Origin of the sequence: Prauserella salsuginis, from assembly GCF_024648885.1 — a bacterium.
Classification (GTDB): domain Bacteria; phylum Actinomycetota; class Actinomycetes; order Mycobacteriales; family Pseudonocardiaceae; genus Prauserella; species Prauserella salsuginis.
In genome coordinates, this window is record NZ_JANBBF010000010.1 from 589,901 (window position 1) to 606,304 (window position 16,404).

Genomic DNA, 16,404 nt, shown 5'->3' on the forward strand with positions numbered 1-16,404 from the left:
GGTGTATACCCGACCAGTCGCGCCGTGTCTTACACGCGCTCGGCCGCGCCGTTTCTCACACCCGCCCGGCCGCGCCGTTTCTTACACCCGCCCGGCCGCGCCGTTTCTTACACCCGCCCGGCCGCCCGACGGCGCCGGGCGACCTCGGCCATCAGCACGGCGGCGGCCACCGACGCGTTGAGTGACTCGACCTCCGGCGACATCGGGATGGACACGGTGACGTCGCAGTTGTCGCGCACCAGGCGGGACAGGCCACGTCCCTCGGAGCCGACGACGACCACCAACGGGTCGGTGGCGATGTCCAGACCGTCGACGTCGAGCGTGGCGTCCGCGTCCAGCCCGGCGACCATCACGCCTTCGGACGCCCACGACTGCAGCTGCCGGGTCAGGTTCGTCGCCACAGCAACCGGCAGCTTGGCCGCGGTGCCCGCGCTGGTGCGCCACGCGACGGCCGTCATGCCCGCGCTGCGCCGCTGCGGCAGCAGCACGCCGTGTGCGCCAAAGGCGGCGGCCGAGCGGATCACGGCGCCGAGGTTGCGCGGATCGGTCACGCCGTCGAGCGCGACGATCAGTGGCGGTTCACCCGAGTCGTGCGCGGCGGCGAGCAGATCGTCGGGGTGCGCGTACTCGAACGGCGGCACCTGCAGGCCGAGGCCTTGGTGCACGGCGCCGCCGGTCTTGCGGTCCAGCTCGTCGCGCGGCACCTCGAGGATGGAGATCCCCTTGTCGGCGGCCTGCTGCACGGCCTCCTTGACGCGGTCGTCGGCGTCGATGTTCAGCGCGACGTACAGTGCCGTCGCCGGAACGCCGGTGCGCAGCGACTCGACAACCGGGTTGCGGCCCGCGATGATCTCAGGGCCCTCGGCGGCCTTCTTCTGCGCGCGCTGCCGGTTGTCCTCGCGCTTGGCCTGCTGAGTGGCCTTCTTCTGCTTCGGGTGCCCCGGGCGGTTCTCGCCCTTCGGCGTCGGTCCCTTGCCTTCGAGCCCCTTGCGCCGGTTGCCGCCGGAACCGACGACCTGACCCTTCTTGGTGCCCTCTTTGCGGACCGCGCCGCGGCGACGGGAGTTACCGGCCATGTCCTCAATCCCTCACTGTCCACGATGGACCATTGGGGGTGTCCTCCACCGCGATGCCCGCGGTGGTCAGCTGGTCGCGAATGGCGTCCGCACGGGTGAAGTCCCTGTCGGCCCTGGCTCGCGTGCGCTCGTCGAGCAGTGCGTCGACGAGCGTGGCCAGTGCACGGGCCTCACCGCTGTGGCTCGCCGCGTCCTGCCACTGCTCAGACAGCGGGTCGAGGCCGAGCACGTGGACCATCGCGCGCACCGACTCGGCGAATTCGAGCGCCTTCGTCTCGTCACCGGCGTCGAGCGCGGTGTTGCCGTCGCGCACGGTGTTGTGCAGGACCGCGAACGCCTGCGGGGTGCCGAGGTCGTCGTCGAGGGCGGCGGCGAACTCCGCGGGGACCTCGCCGATGCGCACCCCGGTCGTGCCGCCCGCGCGGCGCAGGAACTGTTCCACGCGGCGGTACCCCTGCGCGGCCTCGGCCAGCGCCTCGTCGGAGTACTCGATCGTCGACCGGTAGTGCGGCTGGATCAGGTAATAGCGCAGTTCGACGGGCCTGCACTTCCGCAGCATCTCCGGGATCGCCACGATGTTGCCGAGCGACTTCGACATCTTCTCGCCGGACAGCGTCACCCAGGCGTTGTGCAGCCAGTACCGGGCGAAGCCGTCGCCTGCCGCGTGGGACTGCGCGCGTTCGTTCTCGTGGTGAGGGAAGACCAGATCGACGCCGCCGCCGTGGATGTCGAACTCCGAGCCGAGGTACGTCGTCGCCATGGCGGAGCATTCGAGGTGCCAGCCGGGCCGGCCGTCGCCCCACGGCGTCGGCCACGACGGCTCGCCGGGCTTGGCGGCCTTCCACAGCGTGAAATCGCGCGGGTCGCGCTTGCCGCCGGCTCCCGTCTCGCCCTGCTGCACCTCGTCGGGGCGCTGGCCGGACAGCGTGCCGTAGTCGGGAAGCGACGTCACGGAGAAGTAGACGTCGCCGCCCGAGACGTAGGCGGCGTCCCGGTCGATGAGTCGCTGGATGAGCTCGATCATCTGCGTGACGTGGCCGGTGGCGCGCGGCGTGATCGACGGTGGCAGGCAGCCCAGCACGGTGAAGGCGTCCTCGAAGGCGCGCTCGTGCGTGGCGGCCCACTCCCACCAGGGCCTGCCCGCGTCGGCGGCCTTGGTGAGGATCTTGTCGTCGATGTCGGTGACGTTGCGGACCAGCAGCACGTCCAGTCCGTTGTGGACGAGCCAGCGGCGCAGGACGTCGTAGTTCAGTGCGCCACGGACGTGCCCGATGTGGGGGACGCCCTGGACGGTGGCCCCACAGACGTACATGGACGCCGTTCCACTGCGTGCGGGATGAAACTCCCGTACGTCCCTGGTCGCGGTGTCGTAGAGATGAAGGGCCACGCCCGAAATGGTACGGGCTACAGCGCGCCGTGCTCGCGGAGGGCGGCGCGTAGTCCGTCGGTCCGTTCGGCCGTGGGCAGCGGCTCGACCAGCGCGAACTCGCAGCCGATGCCGGTCGCCCCGCCGTCGGCGTCGGTGTGGTCGCCGACCATGAGAGTACTTTCGGCGGGGCTGCCGAGGCGTTCGACCAGGATCCGGAACACCGCCGGATCCGGCTTGACGTAGCCGACCTCGTACGACAGCACGAACTCGTCGACGTAGGCGTCCAGGCCCCTGGCTGTGAACGCGGGCCGGATGTCGAACGCGATGTTGCTGAGTACCCCGACCTTGACGCCCGCGCCGGAGAGCTCCTTCAGCACGCTCGCGGTGTCCGGATACGGCGTCCACTCGGCCGGGTCGATGAGCCTGCGGTACAGCGCTTCCGCCTGGTCGGTGCCGGGGACGCCGCTCTGCTTGAGGATCTCCAGGTAGGCCTTGTGATGCAGCTCCGGGTCGAGGTCGCGGTGCTCCCAGGCCTCGCGGTGCTGCTCGTCGAGGTCGACGGTGAGGGTGACGGGTGCGGTCATGCGGCGCATCAGCTCCGCCTGCTCGTCGGCGTCGAGGGGCCTGCCGTCGTCGTCGACGAGGCCGGTGAACCACGACTGCCGGTGTTCGAGCCGGAACAGCGTCCCCGAGAAGTCGAACATCACCGCCTGTATCGCCATGCCGACGAGACTACCGGTGCGGCGCTGCGGTCGTGATCTCCGAGGTGGCCACGTATCCGGCGGCACTCGTGCTCAGCGGGGCAGCAGCAGTGCCGTGGCGATCGCGGCGACGCCCTCGCCGCGTCCCGTGAGGCCGAGGCCGTCCGTAGTGGTGGCCGCGACGCCGACCGGACCTCCGACGGCGTCCGAGAGCACCTGCTGCGCCTCGTCCCTGCGGATGCCGATCCGGGGGCGGTTGCCGATGACCTGCACGACCGCGTTGCCTACGCCGAAACCGGCCGTCTCGACACGGCGGCGCACCTCGGCCAACAGTTCCGCTCCGTGGGCACCCGACCAGCGCGGATCGCCCGTGCCGAACACCGCACCCAGGTCACCGAGCCCGGCGGCGGACAGCAGCGCGTCGCACAGCGCGTGGGAGGCGACGTCGCCGTCGGAATGGCCTGCGCAGCCGTCGTCGTCGGGCCAGAGCAGCCCGGCCATCCAGCACGGCCTGCCTGCTTCGATCGGATGGATGTCGACGCCTTGGCCGATGCGGGTCATGCGGTGTTCTCCGTACTCAGCAGTGCTTCGATGACGGCGACGTCGAACGGAGTGTGGACGCCCATGCCGTGCGGGTCACCGGGAACGGGGCGGGCGCGACCGTCGAGCCGCGTGATCAGCTCGGCGGCGTCGGTGGGGCCCGCGTCACCGGTGAGCAGCTCGGCGAGGACGTCGGCGCGGACGGCGACGGGTGCCTGCGCGTGCCGGAGCAGCGACCGGTCGCGGGTGCCGTGGACGATCCCCTCGGTGTCGACGACCTTGACCGTGTCGGCGACGGGCTCGACCGGAACGGCCCCTGCCGCCCCGTCGCGGACCGCGTCGACGACAGCCGAGACCACGGATGCCGGGACGAACGCACGCGTCGCGTCGTGTACCAGCACGACGTCGTCAGGGCCGGGTGCCGCGGTCGACAGCGCCGAGCGCAGCGCATGATCCCCGGAGTTCGCGCCCTTGGCGGAGTCTGCCTGGGTCGGCTCGGCGGCGAACACGACACGGTCGCCGTCGCAGGTCAGAGATGGGTAGGAAGCACGATGCCGTGCCGGTCCCGCCACGACGATCCGGTCCACGCAGCCGGAGTCGAGCAGGCCGTGCACGGCATGTGACAACAACGGTTCCCCGCGAACGGGAAGCAACGCGCCGGAGCGCGAAGCATCCCCGTCCCCGAGCGGAACCAGTGCGATGACGTTCAGGGTCCTATGACCTTGTGCAATCGCTGGAGCTAGACGACCGCGGTTTCGAGAACCTCGTCGAGCAGCACCTCGGCCTTGCCTTCGTCGGTACCTTCGGCGAGCGCCAGCTCGCTCACGAGGATCTGTCGCGCCTTGGCCAGCATCCGCTTCTCACCGGCGGACAAGCCACGATCCTTCTCCCGCCGCCAGAGGTCGCGCACCACTTCGGCCACCTTGTTCACATCGCCGGAGGCGAGCTTCTCCAGGTTGGCCTTGTACCGACGCGACCAGTTGGTCGGTTCGTCGGTGTGGGGAGCACGCAGCACGTCGAAAACGTGATTGAGGCCGTCTTCGCCCACGACGTCACGAACACCGACGATCTCGGCGTTGTCAGCGGGAACGCGAACGGTCAGATCACCCTGCGCGACCTTGAGGACGAGGTACTGCTTTTCCTCGCCCTTGATCACGCGGGTCTCGATCGCTTCGATGAGTGCGGCACCGTGGTGCGGGTAGACGACGGTCTCTCCGACCTTAAAAACCATGTGTCCTCTGCCCCTTTCGCTGTATCCAGCTTAGCACGTCCGACGTGTGCCCAACCAGGCGGCTGCCTTCGTCCTCGCAGGTCAGTGGGCTAATCATACGGCTTAGGGGGCTTGACAACGGCGGAATTCGTATACTCACGCAGGTGGGCCGGGATCCGTTTCCCGCGGTTTTGAAATCCATTATGGACATTTTCGCTGTCCGATTCCCGGTGAAGTGCCCGGTCAGGGGTGTCGGCCCCTACCCAGTGTCGTGCTCGCCACCAGGTGATGTCTGCCCGCGGCGGCCGGGATAGTCTGCCTTTGTACCTCTTCTCCCAGGAGGGGGGGTGACGCGTTGCAGGCGCAAGGAAGGACTCGAGCAGTGAAACGTCGCATGATCGGTGCGGGCATCGCAGGTATCTCGCTCCTCGTCGCGGGATGCAGCGCAGGCCAGATCACGCAGACGGACACCCAGGTCGCGGGCGTCAACGGTGGTTCGACCGAGGTGGGCGACATCGCCGTGCGCAACGCCGAGCTCGCCTTCCCCGAGAACGTGCAGCCCGCCGCGTACCTGGAGGGCTCGGACGCCGACGTGGTCATGAGCATCGTCAACTCCGGCGAGCGGGCCGACGAGCTGCAGTCGGTGACGAGCGACGCCGCTGAGAACGTCGCGATCGCCGGCGAGACGTCGCTGCCCGCCGACACCACGCTCGCCGTCGGCCCCGGCAAGCCCGACGCCGGCCAGCTGGACGGCGAGGTCACGCTCGAAGGCCTGAAGCGGGAGATCCGGCCCGGCCAGGACGTCAGGGCGACGCTGACCTTCCGCGACGCGGGCACCGTCGAGGTGGTGCTGCCCGTGAAGGTTTCGGACGAGCCGCGGCACGACGCTCCCGCCGACGACGAGGAGCACGGCGGCGGAGGCCACTGAGTCGGAATCCACTGAGTCGGAATCCGCTGAGTCGAAGCTCGCCGGCTCGCCGCGGCCCGTGCCGGTGGCCGGCGGCGCCGGACTGTCGGTGGCGGCCGATACGGTCCCCGGCGTGGCCAAGAAGACGTCGAGTACCTACCGCTGCGCCGAATGCGGCTACGAGGTCGCCAAATGGGTCGGCCGGTGCCCGGAATGCCAGGCGTGGGGGACGATCGAGGAACGCGGTGACGCGCGTCCGCAGGTCGCGCGCGTGGCCGCGGGCGCGCCGAGCGCGCCCGCGCGGCCCATCGCGCAGGTGGACGTCGAGTCGTCGCGGGCGGCTCCGACCGGTGTGTCCGAGCTCGACCGGGTGCTGGGCGGCGGGCTAGTACCCGGCGTCGTGGTGCTGTTGGCAGGCGAGCCCGGGGTCGGCAAGTCGACCCTGCTGCTCGAGGTCGCGTACCGCTGGGCGGCGGAGAGCGGCTCGGCGGCGTTGTACGTCACAGGCGAGGAATCGGCGGGACAGGTGCGCCTGCGCGCCGAGCGCACCGGCAACGTCGACGACGCCATGTTCCTCGCCGCCGAGAGCGACCTGTCCGCGCTGCTGGGGCACGTCGACGACGTCAAGCCCGGCTTGCTGATCGTCGACTCGGTCCAGACCATGTCGTCCCCGCAGGTCGACAGCTCGCCGGGCGGTGTCACCCAGGTCCGGGCGGTCACGTCGGCGCTCGTCGCGCTCGCCAAGGAACGAGGACTGCCGGTGGTGCTCGTCGGGCACGTCACCAAGGAGGGTTCGGTCGCGGGGCCGCGCGTGCTGGAGCACCTCGTCGACGTCGTCCTGCACTTCGAAGGTGACCGGCATTCGACGTTGCGCATGGTCCGCGGGGTGAAGAACCGGTTCGGGGCCGCCGACGAGATCGGGTGTTTCGAACTGCGCGACGACGGCATCGCGGGTGTTCCCGACCCGTCGGGGCTGTTCGTCAACCGACATGCCGAAGCAGTTCCGGGTACCGCGGTGACCGTGACGGTCGAGGGCAAGCGTCCACTGTTGGCCGAGGTGCAGGCGCTCGTCGGGAAGTCGTACCTGAATCAGCCGCGGCGCGCGGTCAGTGGGCTCGACTCCTCGCGCGTGAGCATGGTGCTGGCCGTGCTGGAGAAGCGTGGTGGCGTGCAGCTCGGAGACAAGGACGTCTACGTGGCCACCGTCGGCGGGATGAAGGTGACCGAGCCCGCGGTGGACCTCGCGGCTGCGCTCGCGGTGTCGTCGGCGTTCACCGATCAGGCGCTGTCGCCGAAGCTGGTCGCGATCGGGGAGGTCGGCCTCGCCGGTGAGGTGCGGCGGGTGACCGGGGTCGGCAGACGGTTGACCGAAGCGGCGCGCATGGGCTTCACCCATGCCCTCGTACCGCCGGATCCGGGGCCGCTGCCCGACGGCATCAAGGCTCTCGAGGTCGCCGACCTGGCCAGCGCCGTCCACGCGGTCGGTTACGTGCCCGATTGACGGGTGCCGTCGAGGCCCGTCGTTCCGTCTGGTGTCGCTGAGGTTGCCTGGCAGGATGAAGGCTCGTGCGGGCTGGATCGACCGTGCGGGCCTTGGGGAGCGTGCCCGGCGCGGATGTGTTGTCAGTGCCTGGTCACCCGAGGAAGTGAGACGCCGCCATGACATCGATCGCGGACCACGACGCCTACATCGCCGCTGCGCCCGAAGCGCTCCGGCCTTCACTGACTCCACTGCGTGAGCTGTTGGCACGCGTGCTGCCGGACGCGGAGGAGATCGTCGCGTACAACATGCCGGGTTTCAGCATCGACGGCACTGTGATCGCGAGCTATGCGGCATTCAGCAAACAGTGCGGGCTGTATGTCCAGCCGGGCGCTGTCGCCGAGCATGCCGACGCGATCGCGGCCGCCGGCCTGAAGTCCACGAAGACAGGCATCACCTTCACGCCGCGCAAACCGATTCCGGACGGCCTCGTCGAGGATCTGGTGCGCGCTTCGCGGAAGGCCGCCGGGGTCTGAACGCGGGCGCGGGGCAGATCGAGGGCGCGAGGCAGATCGAGGGCGGAGGGCGGCGCGCTCGATCAGACGCCGGGCCGTGCGGCGTGGCGTTCCGGTCAGCCGGCCGGGACGCCCCCGACGTACGCCCCGGCCGGCTACGCGGGAGGGACGTACCGAGGCGCGCGTGCTGGTGCATACTCGGCCATTTTGTGATGTGAATCACAAAATGGGGCTGTCCGATCTTGTGACCGGACAGCCCCATCGACGGACGTCGTCACCGCGAGAGCAGCCTCGCGCAGCGGATGAGTCCGATGTGGGAGTACGCCTGCGGATGATTGCCGAGTGAACGCTCGGCGACCGGGTCGTACTGTTCCGGCAGCAGCCCGGTCGGGCCCGCGGCGTCGACGAGCTGGTCGAACAGCTCCTCGGCCTCCGTGCGCCGTCCGGTGAGCAGGTACGCCTCGATGAGCCACGCGGCGCACAGGTGGAAGCCGCCTTCGCCGCCGGGCAGGCCGTCGTCGCGGTGGTAGCGGTACACGGTCGCACCGCTGCGCAGCTCGGCCTCGATCGCGGTGACCGTCTGCTGGAACCGCTCGTCCTGCGGGTCGAGCAGGCCGGCCAGGCCGACGAACAGCGACGCGGCGTCGAGGTCGGTGCCGTCGTAGGCCGTGGTGTAGGCCTTGACCTCGGCGTTCCAGCCGTTCTCGAGCACGTCGGCGGCGATCTCGTCGCGCAGTTCCGGCCAGCTCGCCGGGATCTCGCGGCCGTATACCTCGCCGAGACGGATGGCCAGGTCGAGCGTCTGCCAGCACATCACGCGGGAGTACACGCGGTGCCGGGGCACGTGCCGCTCCTCCCAGATGCCGTGGTCGGGTTCGTCCCAGCGGCGGCTGACCGCCTCGGCCATCGCCCGCACCATCTGCCAGTCCTCGTCGCGCAGGTCGCCGCGGGCCTCGGCGAGTGTCATCACGAGTTCGACGACGGGGCCGAAGACGTCGAGCTGCACCTGGTGGTTGGCGAGGTTGCCGACGCGCACCGGCCGTGAGCCCTTGTAGCCGGGCAGCGAGTCGATGACGGCCTCGGCGCCGAGCTGCGTGCCGGCGAGGGTGTACAGCGGGTGCAGCCGTTCCGGTCCCGCGAGTGTCGACAGCACGCCGTGCAGCCAGCCGAGGAACGCTTCGGCTTCGTGGAGCGAGCCGAGCGTGACCAGCTCGCGCATCGTCATCGCGCCGTCGCGGATCCAGCAGTACCGGTAGTCCCAGTTGCGGACGCCGCCGATCTCCTCGGGCAGTGACGTCGTGGCCGCCGCCATCACGCCGCCCGTGTCGGCGTGGATCAGTCCCCGAAGGGTCAGCGCCGACCGGGTGACCAGTTCGGACTCCACGCTGGGCAGCTTCAGCGTGCCCGCCCAGGAGCTCCAGTACTGGCCCGCCTCGGCGCGGCGTTCGATCTCGGGAAGCTCGTGCGGGCCGAGGTCGGTGGTGCCGCAGCGCAGCTCCAGCACGATCGGCGCGCCGGGCTGTGGCTGCACGAGCGCGGTCGCCGTGTCGTGGATGCCGTCGCTGTTGATCTCCCACTGCACGCCGGGCGAGCGCAGCACGAAGGCCTCGGAGGTGCCGAGCACCTGCAGCCCCTCGTCATGCTGCACCAGCCGCACGGGCACGCCGCCGAACTCGGGCCGCGGTGCGAAGGTGATCTCCGCCGTGGCCTCGCCGGAGATCACGCGCACGATGTCGGTGCGGTGGGCGGGCGCTTCCGGCTCCAAGTAGTCGGTGACCAGCAGCCGCGACCAGCGCGTCTCGACGGTCATCGTGCCCGGCAGGTAGCGCTGGCCGAGCGGAAGGCCGTTGCGGTGCGGGGCGATCGTGAAGTGGCCCGCGCCCTCGCCGCCCAGCAGGTCGGCGAACACCGCCGCCGAGTCGGGGCCGGGGTGGGCGAGCCAGGTGAGTTTCGCGTCGGGTGTCAGCAGCGCCACCGAACGCGCCGAGGCCAGCATCGACAGGCGTTCGATCGGGGCGGCTTGCTCGCCGTAGAGCCAGTTGCGGCGTTCCTCGAGCAGGAACGCCAGGATGGTGGCGACCTGTTCGGTGTCGCCGACCCGGTGGTGCGCGAGCGTGTCACCGTCGCCGACCTTGATGCCCAGGTCGGGGCCGGTGAGCTGTTCGAACGCCTTCTCGTCGGTGACGTCGTCGCCGATGAACAGGGCGGCGGTGGCGCCCACCTGGTGGCGCAATGTGCCGAGCGCACTGCCCTTGTTCGTCTGCACGACCGACAGCTCGACGACCTCTTTGCCGTCGGTGACGGACACGCCGTCCCACGTGCAGGGGCCGTTGTGGACGGCGTCGACGATGCGGGCGGCGTCCTGCCGCGAGGCGCGGCGGACGTGCACCGCGACGCCCGCGGGCTTGACCTCCAGTTCGGCGCCCGCGGCGCCGTCCACGATGCGCGTGAGCTCGGTCTCGATACTGTCGCGCAGCTCGCGGGATTCGTCGTCGAGGTCGTGCACGAAGCCGACGTCGAACTCCGAGCCGTGGCTGCCGACCAGGTGCACCTCGGCAGGCAGTCGCGACAGCGTGGCGAGGTCGCGCAGGGCCCGGCCGGAGATCACGGCGGTCGTGGTTTCGTGCAGCGCGGCCAGCGACCGGAGCGCGCCGACCGATTCGGCCAGCGGGCGTGCCTCGTCGGGCTTCTCGGTGATCGGTGCCAGTGTGCCGTCGTAGTCGCAAGCGACCAGCAGGCGCGGCGTCCTGGCGATCTGCATGATCGCGCGCCGCAGCTCAGCGGGCAAGGCCTCGGCGGTCAACACTCCTCCTTGGGAAAGATGTGCAGAGTGGCTTGCGTAGCGGTGCGGGTGGCGAGTGCCGGTTCACCTGATCGGCTGTCCCCGTGCGGGGAACCGCCCGCTTGCCGGGGATTGCACGCTGCGAACCTGCGGTGGCGCAGGCGGAGAGCCCCACGTCAAGTGACTGCGTGACTTCTACACCCCGCCCTCGCGAGGGGAGTGATCAGGTCGTCGGCCCGGCCCCGAGGGCTTCGAGGAACGAGCGCGCCCACCTGTCGACGTCGTGCGTCAGTACTTGACGACGCAAGGCGCGCATCCTTCGGCGACCTTCCGCGGGGTCGAGCTTAATAGCCTGTTCGAGGGCGTTCTTCACCCCGTCCAGGTCGTGCGGGTTGACCAGGAAAGCGCTGCTCAGTTCGGCCGCTGCGCCGGCGAACTCGGACAGCAGCAGCGCGCCGCCGAGGTCGTGGCGGGCAGCGACGTACTCCTTGCAGACGAGGTTCATGCCGTCGCGCAGCGGGGTCACGACCATGACGTCGGCGGCCAGGAACATGGCCGCGAGTTCGCTGCGGTCGATGGACTGGTGCAGATAGTGCAGCACCGTGTGCCCGACCCGGCCGAACTCGCCGTTGATGCGCCCGACGATCTGCTCGATGTCGACGCGCATCTGCTGGTAGTGCTCGACGCGTTCGCGGCTGGGTGTGGCCAGCTGGATGAACGTGACGTCGTCCGGTTCGACGCGGCCCTCCTGCAGCAGTTCGTGGAAGGCTTGCAGCCGCAGGTCGATGCCCTTGGTGTAGTCGAGCCGGTCGATGCCGAGCAGGATCTTCTTCGGGCTGCCCAGCTCCTCTCGCACCTGCGCGGCACGGTCGATGACGGATCGGGTGCGGGAGAGCTTGTCGAGGCCCGCGGCGTCGATCGAGATGGGGAACGCGCCGACCCGCACGGTGCGGTCGTCGACCTGCACCATGCCGGGCCGCGAGCGCACGCCCACCGAGCCGCGACTCGGTTCGAGTCCGATGAGCTGGCGCGCCAGCCACAGGAAGTTCTGCGCGCCGCCGGGTCGGTGGAAACCGACGAGGTCGGCACCGATCAGGCCCCGCACGATCTCCGCCCGCCACGGCAGCTGCATGAACAGCTCGACCGGCGGGAACGGGATGTGCAGGAAGAAGCCGATGCGCAGGTCCGGCCGCAGTTCGCGGAGCATCGTCGGCACGAGTTGCAGCTGGTAGTCCTGCACCCACACGGTGGCGCCGTCGCCGGCCACGGCCGCGGCGGCCTCGGCGAACCGCTGGTTGACGCGCACGTACGCGTCCCACCAGCTGCGGTCGAAGATCGGGCGTGCGACGACGTCGTGGTACAGCGGCCACAGCGTGGCGTTGGAGAAGCCTTCGTAGTAGTCACGGACCTCCGCGGAGCTCAGCCGCACGGGGTGCAGCACGAGGCCGTCATCGCTGAACTCGTCGACCTCCACGTCGGGCACGCCCGGCCAGCCGACCCATGCGCCGTTGCGGGAGCGGAGGAAGGGTTCCAGCGCGGACACGAGCCCGCCGGGGCTCTGTGTCCAGCGCTGGTTCCCGTCCTCCGTGCGTTCGAGGTCCACCGGCAGCCGGTTGGCGACGACCACGAACTCCGCTCCCGCGTGTTCCCGGCCGGACCCCGGCTCCGGGGCACCGCCGGGTTCGGCTCCGTTCGACGATGCTCCGCTCGAAGGCGTGACGTCCGAGGGCTCTGCCTTCGAGGGTGCTGCGTTCGATGGCGCTGCGTTCGAGGGCATTGCGTGCGATGGCGCTGCGTTCGTGGGCACTGCGTTCGGCTTCTCCTGCGCGGGGGCCATGGGTTGAACATTAGCGCGGCGCGGCTATTCCGGGCTTCCTCCTGGATCGAGGGGCCCGGCCATGCGTGGTCCGGCGAGCTTGCGTTCCAGTCTGCCGAGTCCGGTTCGGACGGGCTGGGCGAGGAACTCGCCGAACACCACGCCCGAGGCGAGAGCGATACCCGTCGCGACCGCACCCATCAGCGGCGTCATATTACCGAAATCGGCCAATTCGGACAGTCCGCGGTAGGTCGCGAAACCCGGCAGCAGTGGAGTGATGCCGGATACGGCCACGACCAGCGGTGTCACCTTGAGTCTGCGCGCCATGACGCCGCCGCCGAGGCCGACGAGCGTGGCCGCCACCGCCGACGCGACGATCGGACCCGCCTCGATCACCATCAGCGTGCCGTAGGCGCACGCGCCCACCGCGCCCGCACACGCGGCGACCAGCAGCGGGCGCAGGCTCGAGTACGACGCGAGCGCGAAGCACGCCGCCGCACCCGTGCCGGCCAGGATCACGATCGGCAGGTTCAGCACCTGTAGCGACGGCACCGACGGCACGGGGGTGCTCGCGGCGCCGAAGTACTCGGCGATTTGCATGCCGCCTGCCACGCCGGCGATCAGTCCCGCCGACATCAGGGCGACCTCGAGACTTCGGCCCGCCGCGGTGACGTAGTAGCCGGTGATGGCGTCCTGCACCGCCGAGACGGTCGACAGCCCGGACAGCAGCACCGTCAGGGCCGCGGCCACGACCAACGTCGGTCTCTCCAGCGGCAGCAGACCCAGGTTGACCACGCCGATCGCCGCCGCCGACGCCAGCACCCCGCCGGTCATCTGCTGGAAGAAGAACGGCATGGAGACGCGGTTCAGCATGCGGCCGACCCGGTCGGTCACGGCACTGATCACGAACGCGACCAACGCGGTCCAGATGTCACCGCCGAGCAGCAGGCCGATGAAGCCGGCCATGCCGCCCCACGCCAGCGTCGACACCCACCGCGGGTACGGGTGGCCGGCGCCGGTGACGCGGTGCAGTTCGGCGTAGGCCTCCTCTGCGCTGAGCTTGTTGCGGAGCAGCCTCTGCACGAGGCGTTCGGTGTCGGACAGCCGTGTGTAGTCGAGGCTCCGGGACCGGACCACACGCAGCGCCGTCACCGGCGACAGGTCGCTGCCCCGGTGGCACGACACGGTGATCGACGTGAAGATCACCTCGACCTCGCAGTGGGGCAGGCCGAGCGCGCGGGTGAGAGCGAGGATCGTCGCTGTGACGTCGGAGGCACCGGCTCCGCTGGCCATCTGGACCTCGCCGATGCGGACGACGAGGTCGAGCACCATGTGCACGGTCGGTTCGTCGGGCAGCTGGGGGCCGATGGCCGCGTCGGGTTCGACCGCGGGGTGCTCGCCGGTGGGGGCCTCGAGGATCTGCCAGGCGCGCTGCCGGAGATTGCGGCCGCGTTGCTGACGAGAACCACGGTTGCTGTCGCCTTCGTGCTTGCGATCCTCGGCCGGCGCTTCGAGGATCTGCCACGCGTGCCGGCGATGTCCCGCCGTTCTCGCGCGCGGCTTCAGTTTCATACGGCCCCACCTCCCTAGCTGCTCATCTGTTCCCCCATGGCATCGGCTGTCGGGCCCGCGCCGTTGCACCCCGGATCATGTGTCCTGTGCCACGTTTCGGAACGATCTGTTGCGCCGAGTCCAATTTACTCACTTGTAGGCGTTTTCGCAGGTAGGAGTGTGTGTTCGAGGTGTGTTGGGCTGCTGTGTGTTGCGGGTTCAGGGAGGTTCGTCCGCGCCGGGGCCGCGGTTCTATACTGGATGCGCGCGCTCGCCCCGTGGGGAGCCGTGCCGGCATAGCTCAGTTGGTAGAGCAGCTGTCTTGTAAACAGCAGGTCGCGGGTTCGAATCCTGTTGCCGGCTCCGATGTGGCCAGGGGGCTTCCGGTTTCCGGAAGCCCCCTGGTTGCGTTCGATCTCCGTCGTAGGCCAGCGGCGGCTCGTCGCATCGGCGTCGCTCAGTGCGTGGCCGCCACTGCGAACGCGTGGGGTGTCGACCGGTCGCAACACACTCTCGGGTCGCATCGAACAGGGTCTCGACGGCCACCTCGGCGCCGGCGGGCTGGACGAAGTGGTGGCCGTCCCACGTGAAGTAGTCGACCTCGCATTTGTTGGAACCGCTCGCGGGCACGATCTCCGGCGACTCGGTAGCCATCCCTCGGACCCGCGTGGGCCGGTTGTCGGCCTGGTCGACTACTCGGTGCCGTTCGGCGTGGGGATGGGTCCACGAGTCGCCGCACCCGTTCGGGCGGTCCATCTCGATCGTGCGCAACATCGACCCGTCCGACCAGGGCTGGTGCATGACGCCTGTGTCCTCACACAGCTGGCAGGCGTGCCGGCCGACTAGTCCGGGACCGTCCTCACCGGTCGGCGGTTCTCGTGAGCGGCAGCCGTACGGCGGTGACGAGTTCGTCGCCGGTGGCGCGTTCGTAGATCGCCGTGGCCGCACGTCCGTCGACCTCCACGGTGGCGATGGCGTTGGGCAGGTGCGGGCCCCACACGCGCCGCCACTCCACGTCGAGCGGCGCGACTCCGGCCCGCCGGGCCCACCTGCGCGCGACCGCCGCCAGTGGCCGCCACCATGCGATCCGGAAACCCCACGCGATGTAGGCGGGCGCTTCGTTGTGCACCGGCGAGCAGGTCAGCTGGTGCACCCGTGCCCGCACCGGCTCGTCGAACTCGGCTTCGGCGGCGTAGTGATGGTGGACGTCGCCGGAGAGCACGGTGACCGAGGCGGGCGCGTCGCGGCGGTTCGCGACCCGCCGGATGAGCCGGGCGAGCCGGTCGAACGACTTCCGGAACGCCGCCCAGTGCTCCAGGTCGACGGCCTGGCGGATCGTCTCCGCCAGCCGGCCGCGCAGCCCCGGTCTCTCGCAGGCCAGTTCGTTGATCGACTCCGCGTCGGAGAAGGTGTGCGGCAGCAGCCACGGCAGTGACGACCCGAGCAGCAGATGGTCGATCTCGCCCTCGGTGTTCGCCTCGATCCAGGTGAACTCGTCGTCGTCGACCATCGCCCGGCGACCGGGTTCCAGCATGCGCCCGGCCCTGGTGTCGATCATCAGCAGCCTGATCCGCCCGAAATCGCGCCGGTAGGACCATCGGACGCTGGTGCTGTCGGCGTCGGCGCGCTGCGCGAACTCGCGCAACAGCGGCGCGGCGTCGCCGTCGTGGTCGGTGACCGCCTTGAAGACCTCGTCGTCGGCGAGCTCGTCGGGTCCGAGGTTGCCCAGGTGTTGATACACCCAGTACGAGACCAGCGCGTCGCGGATCCGCTCCGGCCACCACGGTTTCGTCCACATCTGCTCGCGCCATGCCCGCGAGGTGTTCCAGTCGTCGCGGACGTCGTGGTCGTCGAAGATCATCGACGTCGGCACCGTCGACAGCAGCCACCGCAGCAGTGGTTCCGTCCAGCTCTCGTAGTAGAGGTGGGCGTACTCGTCGAAGTCGGTCACCTCGACGCCCGGTGGCGTGCGCAGGTCTCTGCGGCCGGCGAGCCACTCCTTCGTCTCCGCCGTCGGTTCGTCGGCATAGACCTGATCACCGAGCAGCAGCAGCGCCTGCGGCCACTCGGACTCCGCCAGCCCGGTCATCCTGCGCGCGTACGCGACGAGCGCGTCGGAGCCGATGCCCCGTTCGTGCCCCGGCCTTCGACACGAACCGAACACGAGCCGGAAGGTACCGGCACCGAGCGTGCGGATCCGGCTGGCAGGCAGGGTCGACCCCGACTCCGGCCAGGCGAGCTCACCGTCGAGGCGCACCTCGTACGGCGTGCTCGTGCCCGGCCGTAGCCCGTGGATGACGACCAGGGCGTAGTGGTGGCCGTAGACCTCGAAGGTGCGGGCCGTGCTGCCCAGCACTTCGACTTCACAGGCGGAGTCCGTTTCCACCCACACCGTCGCCGTGGTCTCGCCGACGTGCCGCAGCAGTGGCCCGAGGAGAAGTTGTGCCGTCACGACAG

The 16,404-nt window shown here is 70.0% G+C and carries 13 protein-coding genes and 1 tRNA gene; 4 read left to right on the forward strand and 10 right to left on the reverse strand.

All coding sequences use genetic code 11. The annotated features are described in order from the left end of the window. Nucleotides 1-107: 107 nt before the first annotated feature. The 6 genes from rlmB to LY40_RS13960 form a co-directional block, all read right to left on the reverse strand. Nucleotides 108-1,076 (reverse strand): 23S rRNA (guanosine(2251)-2'-O)-methyltransferase RlmB, encoded by a 969-nt coding sequence (rlmB, locus tag LY40_RS13935; protein ID WP_183782460.1) that lies wholly within the window; start codon nt 1,074-1,076, stop codon nt 108-110. Between the two features lie 4 nt (nt 1,077-1,080). Then, nucleotides 1,081-2,463 (reverse strand): cysteine--tRNA ligase, encoded by a 1,383-nt coding sequence (cysS, locus tag LY40_RS13940; protein WP_258937090.1) that lies wholly within the window; start codon nt 2,461-2,463, stop codon nt 1,081-1,083. A gap of 17 nt (nt 2,464-2,480) precedes the next feature. Further along, nucleotides 2,481-3,167 (reverse strand): HAD family hydrolase, encoded by a 687-nt coding sequence (locus LY40_RS13945; protein ID WP_183782466.1) that lies wholly within the window; start codon nt 3,165-3,167, stop codon nt 2,481-2,483. A 72-nt stretch (nt 3,168-3,239) separates the two neighbouring features. After that, nucleotides 3,240-3,707, reverse strand: coding sequence for a 2-C-methyl-D-erythritol 2,4-cyclodiphosphate synthase (ispF, locus tag LY40_RS13950; protein WP_258937091.1), 468 nt, complete (start codon nt 3,705-3,707; stop codon nt 3,240-3,242). After that, nucleotides 3,704-4,339, reverse strand: a complete 636-nt coding sequence (locus LY40_RS13955; protein WP_228726007.1) for an IspD/TarI family cytidylyltransferase — start codon at nt 4,337-4,339, stop codon at nt 3,704-3,706. Before LY40_RS13955 ends, ispF begins: the two co-directional genes overlap by 4 nt. 86 nt (nt 4,340-4,425) lie before the next feature. Continuing rightward, the gene (locus LY40_RS13960) at nt 4,426-4,917 is read right to left on the reverse strand and encodes a CarD family transcriptional regulator (RefSeq protein ID WP_030532268.1); all 492 of its coding nucleotides are present in this window, start codon (nt 4,915-4,917) and stop codon (nt 4,426-4,428) included. A 361-nt stretch (nt 4,918-5,278) separates the two neighbouring features. Between LY40_RS13960 and LY40_RS13965 the strand changes: the two genes are divergently transcribed. The 3 genes from LY40_RS13965 (at nt 5,279) to LY40_RS13975 (ending at nt 7,819) form a co-directional block, all read left to right on the forward strand. After that, the gene (locus tag LY40_RS13965; RefSeq protein WP_258937092.1) at nt 5,279-5,824 is read left to right on the forward strand and encodes a copper chaperone PCu(A)C; all 546 of its coding nucleotides are present in this window, start codon (nt 5,279-5,281) and stop codon (nt 5,822-5,824) included. A gap of 112 nt (nt 5,825-5,936) precedes the next feature. Beyond that, nucleotides 5,937-7,304 (forward strand): DNA repair protein RadA, encoded by a 1,368-nt coding sequence (radA, locus tag LY40_RS13970; protein WP_258937093.1) that lies wholly within the window; start codon nt 5,937-5,939, stop codon nt 7,302-7,304. Nucleotides 7,305-7,462: 158 nt separating this feature from the next. Further along, nucleotides 7,463-7,819, forward strand: a complete 357-nt coding sequence (locus LY40_RS13975) for an iron chaperone (RefSeq protein WP_183782475.1) — start codon at nt 7,463-7,465, stop codon at nt 7,817-7,819. 253 nt (nt 7,820-8,072) lie between these two features. Here the strand turns inward: LY40_RS13975 and otsB are convergent, their stop codons facing one another. The 3 genes from otsB to LY40_RS13990 all read right to left on the reverse strand — a co-directional run bounded on the left by otsB (nt 8,073) and on the right by LY40_RS13990 (nt 13,968). After that, on the reverse strand, nt 8,073-10,601 hold the full coding sequence (gene otsB / locus LY40_RS13980) for a trehalose-phosphatase (RefSeq protein WP_258937094.1): 2,529 nt from the start codon (nt 10,599-10,601) through the stop codon (nt 8,073-8,075). Nucleotides 10,602-10,803: 202 nt separating this feature from the next. Beyond that, nucleotides 10,804-12,207 carry an alpha,alpha-trehalose-phosphate synthase (UDP-forming) gene (locus tag LY40_RS13985; protein WP_183782478.1) on the reverse strand — a complete coding sequence of 468 codons (1,404 nt, stop codon included), beginning with the start codon at nt 12,205-12,207 and terminating at the stop codon, nt 10,804-10,806. Nucleotides 12,208-12,441: 234 nt separating this feature from the next. Then, nucleotides 12,442-13,968: a threonine/serine exporter family protein gene (locus LY40_RS13990; RefSeq protein WP_183782481.1), complete on the reverse strand. Its 1,527-nt coding sequence runs from the start codon at nt 13,966-13,968 to the stop codon at nt 12,442-12,444. A 269-nt stretch (nt 13,969-14,237) separates the two neighbouring features. Here LY40_RS13990 and LY40_RS13995 point away from each other — a divergent pair. Continuing rightward, a tRNA-Thr gene (locus tag LY40_RS13995) sits at nt 14,238-14,310 on the forward strand. A gap of 496 nt (nt 14,311-14,806) precedes the next feature. Here the strand turns inward: LY40_RS13995 and LY40_RS14000 are convergent. Next, nucleotides 14,807-16,399 (reverse strand): alkaline phosphatase D family protein, encoded by a 1,593-nt coding sequence (locus LY40_RS14000; RefSeq protein ID WP_258937095.1) that lies wholly within the window; start codon nt 16,397-16,399, stop codon nt 14,807-14,809. Nucleotides 16,400-16,404: the final 5 nt, after the last annotated feature.